This window comes from Streptomyces sp. XM83C (genome assembly GCF_023072675.1).
Lineage (GTDB): Bacteria > Actinomycetota > Actinomycetes > Streptomycetales > Streptomycetaceae > Streptomyces > Streptomyces thermocoprophilus.
Window position 1 is genome coordinate 1 of sequence record NZ_JALLGL010000251.1, and the last position, 9,243, is coordinate 9,243.

The 9,243-nt window shown below is 69.6% G+C and carries 7 protein-coding genes; 5 read left to right on the top strand and 2 right to left on the bottom strand.

All coding sequences use genetic code 11. The annotated features are described in order from the left end of the window. Window positions 1-180: 180 nt before the first annotated feature. The 5 genes from MTQ10_RS23310 to MTQ10_RS23330 all read left to right on the top strand — a co-directional run bounded on the left by MTQ10_RS23310 (window position 181) and on the right by MTQ10_RS23330 (window position 6,738). Complete coding sequence (locus MTQ10_RS23310; RefSeq protein WP_247472061.1) at window positions 181-594, top strand: hypothetical protein; 414 nt, start codon at window positions 181-183, stop codon at window positions 592-594. 172 nt (window positions 595-766) lie between these two features. Further along, window positions 767-1,612, top strand: a complete 846-nt coding sequence (locus tag MTQ10_RS23315) for a TnsA-like heteromeric transposase endonuclease subunit (protein WP_247472062.1) — start codon at window positions 767-769, stop codon at window positions 1,610-1,612. After that, window positions 1,605-3,638: a transposase gene (locus tag MTQ10_RS23320; RefSeq protein WP_247472064.1), complete on the top strand. Its 2,034-nt coding sequence runs from the start codon at window positions 1,605-1,607 to the stop codon at window positions 3,636-3,638. The genes MTQ10_RS23315 and MTQ10_RS23320 overlap by 8 nt, the downstream gene beginning before the upstream one ends. Continuing rightward, window positions 3,635-4,888 (top strand): TniB family NTP-binding protein, encoded by a 1,254-nt coding sequence (locus tag MTQ10_RS23325; protein WP_247472066.1) that lies wholly within the window; start codon window positions 3,635-3,637, stop codon window positions 4,886-4,888. Before MTQ10_RS23320 ends, MTQ10_RS23325 begins: the two co-directional genes overlap by 4 nt. Next, on the top strand, window positions 4,885-6,738 hold the full coding sequence (locus MTQ10_RS23330; protein ID WP_247472068.1) for a TniQ family protein: 1,854 nt from the start codon (window positions 4,885-4,887) through the stop codon (window positions 6,736-6,738). Before MTQ10_RS23325 ends, MTQ10_RS23330 begins: the two co-directional genes overlap by 4 nt. Before the next feature lie 47 nt (window positions 6,739-6,785). Here MTQ10_RS23330 and tpg read toward each other — a convergent pair whose 3' ends face one another. Both tpg and tap read right to left on the bottom strand, forming a co-directional pair. Further along, window positions 6,786-7,343, bottom strand: coding sequence for a telomere-protecting terminal protein Tpg (gene tpg / locus MTQ10_RS23335; protein WP_247472069.1), 558 nt, complete (start codon window positions 7,341-7,343; stop codon window positions 6,786-6,788). Between the two features lie 6 nt (window positions 7,344-7,349). Beyond that, a partial coding sequence (gene tap, locus MTQ10_RS23340; protein WP_247472071.1) for a telomere-associated protein Tap occupies window positions 7,350-9,243 on the bottom strand: 1,894 nt, incomplete at its 5' end.

Genomic DNA, 9,243 nt, shown 5'->3' on the forward strand with positions numbered 1-9,243 from the left:
AGCACAGACACCATCACGCACCTCCAGCACGCCACCTCCACGGACGCACCGGACCTACCTCACCCACCCCGAAACTATGCCTGACCAGCACAAACCCAGCCTCACACTCGGTTTCGAGAAGCCCTCTCATGCTCCTCCAGGGTTCAATAGGGGACCACACGAGACGGATGAGGGGGCGCAGTGAGCAAGCGTGCTGCATGGGGGATGTTCGCTCTCCTATTGGCCACTACGACGGCCTGTAGCGATAACCAGTCGGCTCGACCGGAACCATCGACAATCACGAGTTCAGAGAGTTCGGAGGAGCCAACTCCGTCGAAAACTGCTGCTGATGAGCCGGTTGCTCTACCCACGAACAGTGAGGGCATCGCAGCTCTCCTCCTCCAGAACGCTCGTGACAAGGCCACCGACACACAGGCGTTCGACCGGGGTAAAGTTGTCGGGGTGCTGGAGTTGACGGTCAAGGGCGGGGAAGGCAGCGCCGAAGATATCTGCGCCGCCTCGGAGCACCGTGAAGACTCGGAAGACTGGATGTCGGGGTGCACGACCGCGATCACCTTCACGAGACTGACTGACCCCGAGTACAGCGACTTCTAGCGAGTGGTCCTGACGCGAGAACTCTGGGGTTCCCTCCTTGGGCCTCGTCGTGGTGTCCCGTGGATGGGCATTTGATTTGGCGAGTTGAGCAGGGTACCGGTACGGCCCGGTAGTTGATGTTGCTTTGGGCCTTTCCCCACGTACGGCTCGAGCTCTGCGGTGTGCTCTCGCCATGGGTGACGTACGGGTTGTCGATGTTCCGGCAGGTCCGGTGTGGTCCCACGCCTGCCGCCTTGACGACCTTGCGCTGCCGTACGCGCTGCCCGAGCGGGCCACCGAGTGTCTGGATCTGGGGCCGGGATGGTCGCGTACGTGGACGGTGACGTGGAAGGTCGGGAAGTCCGATGTCATCGTCCCGGTGAAGGACTTGTCGGCCGGGCCGGCGATGGCGTCGGTGCCGGTGCGGCGGTTCTCCTGGCGGACCGGTCAGCGTCACCGGCCTGGGCTGGAGTGCCTGGTGACGACCGGCCGGCAGCACGGCTTTGAGAGTCTGGCCGAACGCTGGCTGCTGCTGGTCCTGGACTTCGTCAGTGGATTCGACGAAGTGCTGGCCCAGCCGTTCCGTCTTCGGTTCTCCTCCTCGGAGGGCAAGGGATCGCACATTCCGGACTTCCTCGTGCTCGCGGCGGGAGCCTCCTGGCTGGTGGACGTGCGTCCAGGGGGCCTGATCGGGGAGGAGGACGAGGTGCGGTTCGCGGCGACCGCGCAGGTGGCAGCCGCCGCGGGCTGGCGCTGCATGGTGCTGACGGGCTGGCGTCGGCAGGTGCTGGCGGGGATCGACGCGTTGTCGGTGCGGCGCCGTCCGATGACCGATCCTCTGGGGCTTGAGCGTCAACTGCTGGCCGCGGTTGGCCGGCGGCCGTGGCTGTTCGCGGAACTGGTGGATCAGACGCACGTTCCGGCGGTGGCCCGCACGCACGCGGTCCATCTCCTCTGGCACCGGCGGATGGCCGTCGACCTGGCTCTGCCGTTCGGGGACGAGACCTGGGTCTATCCGGTGGGAGGCCGTGATGGATGACAAGCAGCAGCCCGCGCGGTTCGAGGACCTGAAAGACGATGACCAGAAGCGGCTCCGGCTGAGGGTGGCCCACCTCCTGGAGGCAGAGAGCGGCTTCCGCAGCGGCAGCCGGCACTGGGCCCAGGAGGGGGAACCCCGGCCCGAGTACGACCCGGAACGGACCACGCTGACCGAGCGCCGGCTCGCCAAGGTGGCCGAGCTGAAGGCCCTGCACCCGGACGACGCCCGCCAGCTGGGCCTGGGGCAGATCAGCGAGCGCACGCTGCAACGGTGGTCCGCCGCCTGGCCTGAGCAGGGAATCATGGGGCTGGCGGACGGCCGTCTCACCCCGGTGCTGCGGGGGCACCACAAGATCACCTTGCAGGTCGCGGAGGCGATCCACGCGGTCCATGCCGAGTGCCTGCACCGCTCCCGGGTCGGCATGAAGACCAAGGAACGGATGATCCACCAGTTCGTGCTCGAGAAGTCCGGCACGGAGGCGGAGAAGAAGATCCCGCACTACACGACGCTGTCGAAGGTCTGGAAGGAGTGGTTCGGACCCGAGAGCGGACGCCAGCGCTACCTCCGCTCGGCGGCCGCGGTCGACACCGGCGGCTCCTCCGTGACGATCACCCGTCCCGGCCAGGTGGTCGTGCTGGACACCACGCCGTTCCCGGTGAAGCTGAGCGACGACGTGTTCGGCGAGCCGGTCACAGCCGCTCTCACCCTGGGCATGGACGCGTTCACGCACTCCCTGGTCGCCTTCCGGCTCACCCCGGGGTCGGACTCCTCCATCGAGGTGGCCATGCTGCTGCGGGACGTGATGCTGCCGCTGCCCATGCGGCCGGACTGGACGCCGGACATGGAATGGCACTACCCCGGCGTCCCGGCCGCGCTGGTCACCGAGTTCGCGGGCCACCCGGTCGCCGGGCGGCCGTTCTTCGCGCCGGAGACGGTGACCAGCGATCACGGCAGCGTCTACAAGAACCACCACCTGGTGCAGGTCGCCCGCACGCTGGGGACGGTGGTGCTGCCGGCGAGGGCGATGCGCCCGCAGGACAAGGCTGCCTGCGAACGCGCCTTTCTCGGAATTCAGTCGCTGCTGCTGGAGATATTGCTCGGCTACCGCGGACAGGACGTCGCCGACCGGGGCGTCGACCCGGAGGGCGACGCGGTCTGGACCGTGGACGAGATGGAGCATCTGCTGGCCACCTGGATCGTGAAGATCTGGCAAAACCGCAGGCTGGACCAGTACGCGCCCGCCTGGGACCCCGGCGGGCGGCACAGCCCGAACACGCTGTTCGCCACGGCAGCGGCCCGCGACGGGATATCTCTGCAGATCCCGGACGCGAGCCTCTACCACCACCTTCTGCCCGCCCACTCCGTGAAGATCCACGGCCGCCGCGGAGTCAAGATCGGCGGACTTTGGTATGGCGGCGACCACCCCGTCCTGGGCGAGCTCAGCTTGTTTCCCTCTCCTCGCAGCGGCCGGCACCGGGGCAAATGGGTCGTGCACCGCGACCCTCGCGACTGCCGCCAGGTGTTCATCGAGCTCGCCGGCCAGTGGCACCCCCTGCCCTGGAACGGACTGCCCACCGGCGACGACGTCCTCGCGTTCTCCGACGCGCGAGTCCAGCAGGTCCTGCGCGAGGCCGCCCGGGCTGGGCTGGCGCCCCGCGACGACACCGAACTCCTTCCCGTCCTGATCGACTTGATCGGCGCCCGGTCCCCGGTCGGCTCCTGGCCGAGCCAGATGACCAAGGCCGAGCGGGCCGAACGGGCCCGTGAAGTCGCCCGCGCACGAGCCGCCGAACGCGACCGGACGGCCCCCGCCGGCCTGACGTCGCTGCCCGTCGCACCGCGGCCGGCCGAGCTCGTCCGCCAGAACCAGCAGGCCGTCGACGCGGAACGGCGCCGCCGGCGTGAGGCCGCAGTCGGCGCCCCGCTCGTCTCGCCACCCCGCCTCGGCGACGGCCTGCGCGAGCACTCACTGTTCACGCTGCCCGACGACGAATCTGTTCAACCGGTACGGGAAGGACCGCAGTGACGGGCGAGATGGAGACGCTGCCGTTCGTCCTGACCGGCCCCGCTCCGGCCCGCGACACCGCGGCCGGCTGGCAGCACTGGTGCCGCACCCGCAAGCTGTTCGTCCCGGCGCCGGTGATGGACCGCGCGGCCTTCGGGCTGTTGAGCCGGCGCAAGAAGATGCTGCACAACCTGCACCGCACGGCCACCCACGCGAACCTGCAGCTGCTGGACACCCCTATGAGCCGGGCAGTGGAGAAACTCCTCAGCGGCCGCATCGAGACCAACGCGCTGAAGATCAAGCCCACCACACGGGCCGGGGTGATGGTCTCCGGCGGCGGCTACCAGGGGAAAACCGAATGCGTCTGCGAGATCGCCGCCGCTTTCCAGGAACGGTGGCTGGCCCTCAACGACTACCTCAACCCCGACGCCCGCCCGGGCAACCGCGACCTGCACATCCCGGTCGCCTACGTCCAGACGCCGGTGACCGCGAAACCGAAGAGCACCTGCAAGGCGATCCTGAACTTCTTCGACGCGCCGCTCGGCCCCCGCATGGACCTGCCCGACCTGATCCGCCAGGTCGCAGCCTCCCTGCAGGACCACGGCACCAAGGTCCTGATCCTGGACGATATTACGAGGCTTCGCATGCACCGGGCCGACGACCAGGACACCCTCGACCTGATCCGCGCCTTCATGAGCATGAACGTCACCCTGGTCCTGGTCGGCGTCGACATCCCCGGCTCCGGACTGCTGCGCGAAGGACGCCTCGACCCGGCCACCGGCCAGTGGCGGCTACCGCCTTCCCGGCATGCCAAGGCCCACGGGCTGGAGGCCACGCAGACCGAACGGCGCTTCGACCTGATCGAGCTGGACCGCTTCCACTACAGCAGCGCACCGCAGATCACCGCCTGGGTCCAGCACCTGCACGGCGTCCAAGGCGGCCTGCGGCTCCTCGACGCCGGCCCTGGCATGCTCACTGAGGGCACGATGCCCGAATACCTCTACCACCGCACCAACGGTGTCGTCGGCCTCCTGGAACGGCTGATCGAGGACGGCTGCCGCGAGGCCATCGACTCCGGCCGCGAACGCCTGGCCGAAGAACTCCTCGAGGGCATCGCCATCGACCTGCGCGACAGCGGCCGACGTGATCTCGGCGCCGGTGAAGTCCCCGACGTCCCCGAAAAGCCCGCCCCGCGCAAGCCCCGCCGCGGCCGCAACACCGTCTTCGACGACCGTGGTCCCCTCGGCACGGCCCAGGAGGGCGCCCGATGATCGCACCGCTGCCCAGGAGCCTGGACCCGCTGCCCGGCGAACTGCTGGCCGGCTACGTGATGCGGCTCGCCCACCGCCTCGATGTCGCCCCGGACACCGTCCTGCGCCGCACTGGACTGGCCGACTTCCAGCCCAACACCCAGGCCATCACCCGCACCGCCCTCTCCCTCGAACTGCCGGCCCCGCGGATGAACGACTTCCAGACCGCCACCCGGCTCACCGAAGCCGAAGCCACGGCTCTGACCCTGCTGCCGCTCGCACCCCGCTACCCACCCATCGCCCACAGCCTTGACGTCGTCCGCGCCGGCAAGCGCATCCCCGCACTGGACTGGCTCTTCCCCGCAGCAGCCCGCTACTGCCCCGGCTGTCTCGCTGGCGACGGGACCACGCTGGCGACCGACCACGGCGGCCCCTGGAAGACCGACTGGAGACTGCCCGTCGTCTTCGCCTGCGCGCACCACCAACGCTTCCTCGAACACCTCTGTCCCGAATGCCAGCAACCGATCACCGACCGCTTCGGACAGCTGATTGCCCGCCCGACCATCGCCGGACTGCACCCAGCCCAGTGCAGAGCGCCCCTCGCCCACGGGTCCCGCCGCACACAACGAACGGCCCAACTCTGCGGAGCCCGTCTGGAGCAGCAGTCACCCGGGCCAGCAAGACACTTACCCACGGAACTCGCTGCGCTGCAGAAAAAGATCATCACCATGCTCAGCCCGGACATCCCGGCGGTGACTGCCAGCGAGTACTTCACCGATCTCCAGATGGTCAGCGGACTCGTCATGATCACCTGGCCGAAAGCCCGCCCCACAGCCCCGGGCGTCGACACCCACCGCACCGATCAGGTGCTGGCGGCCCGGCAGGACCCCTCGCATTCCATCCATGTCAGCACGCCGCCCCAGGACGCCCGGGCCTGCGCAAGCATTCTCCTCGCGGCCGACGCCATCCTGTCGGCCGCCGACCTGCAGACCGCACTGGCTCCACTCGCACCAGTCGAAAACCGCACCCGCAGCGGCATCGACCCCAAGCGTCACCGCAGCTGGGACACCGCATTTCGCCGCTATCAGGACGACTGTTCCCAGAGATTCCGGAACGCCGCTGAATACCTGGTCTCCACCCACCGCAGGAGCGGCAGGGGCGGAAGCCGACTGCCCCAACACGGCCTTGACTACAGCCCCCAGCACGTTCCGGCGTTCCTCCCCCTGGAATGGGCCGAGCGTCACCTCGGCGCCTTCACCGTCGCCTTCAGCATGCCGGTCCTGCGGCGCACAACCTCCGCCTTCCTCGTCCGACGGGCCCTCGGAAAGACCGTCAACGACGCTGCCGAGTTCCTCGGACTCGGCATCGACGGAAAGGGCCTGGGCACACCCATCACCAGATGGGCCCGCCGTCAGGGCACCCCGGAGGCATACGAACGAGCCGCGGACGCGATCGCCGCAGAACTCGCCTCCTCACCACTGATCGACTACCGGCACCGTCGCACCCTTCTCACCGACTGGGCACTGCCACCAGATGCATGGCACCAGATCGCCGACCAACTCAAACGCCGGCCCAGCCCGCGCTACGTCTCCGACGACCGCGCACGCCTCGCCGCCACGGCCTACATCTGGACCCAAGTCACCTGCGGCGAAACCCGATTCGCACCACGCCCAGCCGAAGCCCGAAACGACCCCGAACTCGACGCGGCATGGAGCCAGGACCGGTTCACCATCGGCCACTGGCTCCGGCAGAACAAGCAGCCCTACTACCAGCAGATGAAGCCGCTTCTTGACGCCTACGCCGCCCAGCTCACCCAAACCGTCGACGCCGCCCGCTCAAGTCGCCAACTCGCACGCTCACTCGCCAACTGAAGCGCTCAGTCACATCACCGTCCGGACAGGGTGGTCCGGCGGGGTGGCTACAGCTCGATGTCGACGTGCTGGATGTCGGTGAACTCCACGCCCAGGCCGTGGGCGCGGGTGTTGTTGGCGCGGAAGTACATCTGGGCCAGGCCTTCGGCCGCGATGCGCTGGAGTTGTTGTTCGGTGGCGCCCTGGTCGCGGGCGGTGAACAGGCGGGCCGCGAACTCGGGGGGCAGAGCTTGGGTGATGTCGCGGACGCGGGCGTCGTCGGTGGTGCCCGGGGCGGCCGTGAAGCCGAAGCGGGCGCGGGTGGAGACGACCAGGCCGTCGGTGGTGGCCGCCTTCTGCTTGGCCCTCGCCCTGACCTGTGGCTGCCAGCGTTTTCTGACCTCGCGGTTCAGGCGGTCGCGCAGGTCCTGGCGGGGGCGTTTGAGCTGTCCTTTGACGTAGCGCTCCACGGTGCGCTGGGAGATGCCGAGCAACTGGGCGGTCGCCTTGGTGCCCTTGAGTTGTTTGACCAGGAATCTCATCTGTGCCTGGGCGCTCTGTGGGGGGCGGCGGGTGAAGGCCGACTCCAGGGCCTGGTCCAGGCTGTCTCCGATCGATTCCGCCATCGTGGGTTACTCGCCTTCCCCGGCCGTCCGGTCGGTCTTGATGAGGTTGGCGATGTTGAAGACGTCGCCGTGCTCCTCGAACTGCTGCTCCGCCCACAGGACGGTCCGGGTGCCCTGGTGCTTGACCATGCCGGGCGAGACGCCGAGGCGGAACGTGCCTGGGACGGGCTTGCCGTCGGGGGTGTGCGGCAGGAAGTCCAGCGGGGAGGGGCCGGGCGAGGGATAGACGAGGGCGTCGGTGCCGATCGCGACCGGGTAGACGCCGGCCGCCGCGGCGGTCTTCAGCATCTTGCGGTGCATGCTGATCCGGACCGAGGACAGGACGGCGGCCCGGATGTCGGGGCGCCACGTGGGGCGTTCCAGGGCGGGCCACGGCTCGTAGTACGGGACCTGGCCGCGATTGCGCTGGCGCAGCTTGCCGATCCCGCCCTTCGCCGTGGCCTTGATCGCCTTCAGCACCAGGGACAGGGCCGGGTCGGCGTCGTTCGAGCGGGCCATCGCGTCCAGGAAATCCTGGCCGGCCATGGCGGTGGTGACGCCGAGGTCGGCCATCGTCTCCACGTAGGCGTCGCGCAGCCGCTTGTACCAGGGGTCCAGGTAGCGGCCGGTCTGCGTGCGCACGTACGCCTCGATCGGTGCCACGTCGAAGCCCAGCTCGCGCGCGTAGGCGACGGTGGGGGTGGCGTACCAGGCCGGGCCCTCGGGGCGCTCGCCGGTCGGTGTGAACGGGGAGGGGAGGCGGTCGGCGTCGAGGGTGCGGCCGCCCGTCCGGACGCGGGAGAGGTCGACGTGGGAGAGGTCGACCAGCCAGGAGCCGGGCAGCGCCGGGTCGAACTCCGGGTTCTTCAGGTGGGTGGGTCCGTTCAGGCCGACGGTGAGGCCGTTCGCGGCCGCCGCGAACGCCATGTTGACGTCGATGGCGACCAGGTACGGCTGCATGCACTCGTCGTCGGTGAGCGGCCGGCACCAGTTGTAGGGCTCCTCCAGCAGCATCTCGGCCGGGGTGCGCTGGTGGTGGCGGGGGAACCTGCCCTTGAGGATCGGGTGCTCGTCGGGGACCTCGCACTCCACCACGTCGTACAGCCGGGTGAGCGCGTCGTCGTTGAACGCCTGCCTGAACTCGCCGGTGGCCTCGTCCTTCTGCGCGCGGGTCGGCGGGCGCAGCGCCGTCATCAGCTCCAGGCCGGTGACCGCCGTCGTGCCGCGCGGTGTCATCACCCGGTCCGCGTAGGTGCCGAGGAAGCGGGCGAGGTCGGCGGCGTGCATGGCCGGCAGTTGCGGGTTGCTCTTGTTGTCCCACTCGTTCTCGGGCAGGGCGCCCCAGGCGGGGATGCACAGCTGGACGCACCGGCGCCGGGAGCCCTCCGGATCGCGGTAGATGCGCGCCCAGGGGCCCAGGCCGCGCTGGGTGAGCCGCTGCCCGGCCTTGGTGATCTGCTTGACCGCCTGGTGGCCGGCGGGGAGCCGTCCGGCGCGGCGCTCTTCGGGGGACAGTTCGGCGGGCAGGCCGTAGCGTTCCAAGGCCGCCGTGGTGAGGACGAGGACCGGGTCGGCGTCCCTGCCGTGCCGGTGCAGGCGGGCCTGGCCGAGGCGCGCCTCCTGAAGCGTCCAGTCGACGAGCGCGGGGAGCGTCTTGGCGGGGACGTCCAGGACCAGGCCGCCGACGCAGTACGCCACCACCTGGCCGTCGTCGTCGACGTCGACCACGGCCAGCGGGCCGTTCTCGAACCGCCCGTCCGTGCCTGCCGGGGTGGTCTGCCGCTTCGCCGCCTTCTTCGCAGCCGGGCGCCGTGACGAGGGCGACGGCCTGGTGCTGCCGGCTGCCGGACGCGAGGGCGGGGCGACGGCGGGTGCCGGGACCGGTTCGCGCTGCGGGGCCGGGGGCGGGCCGGTGAACGCT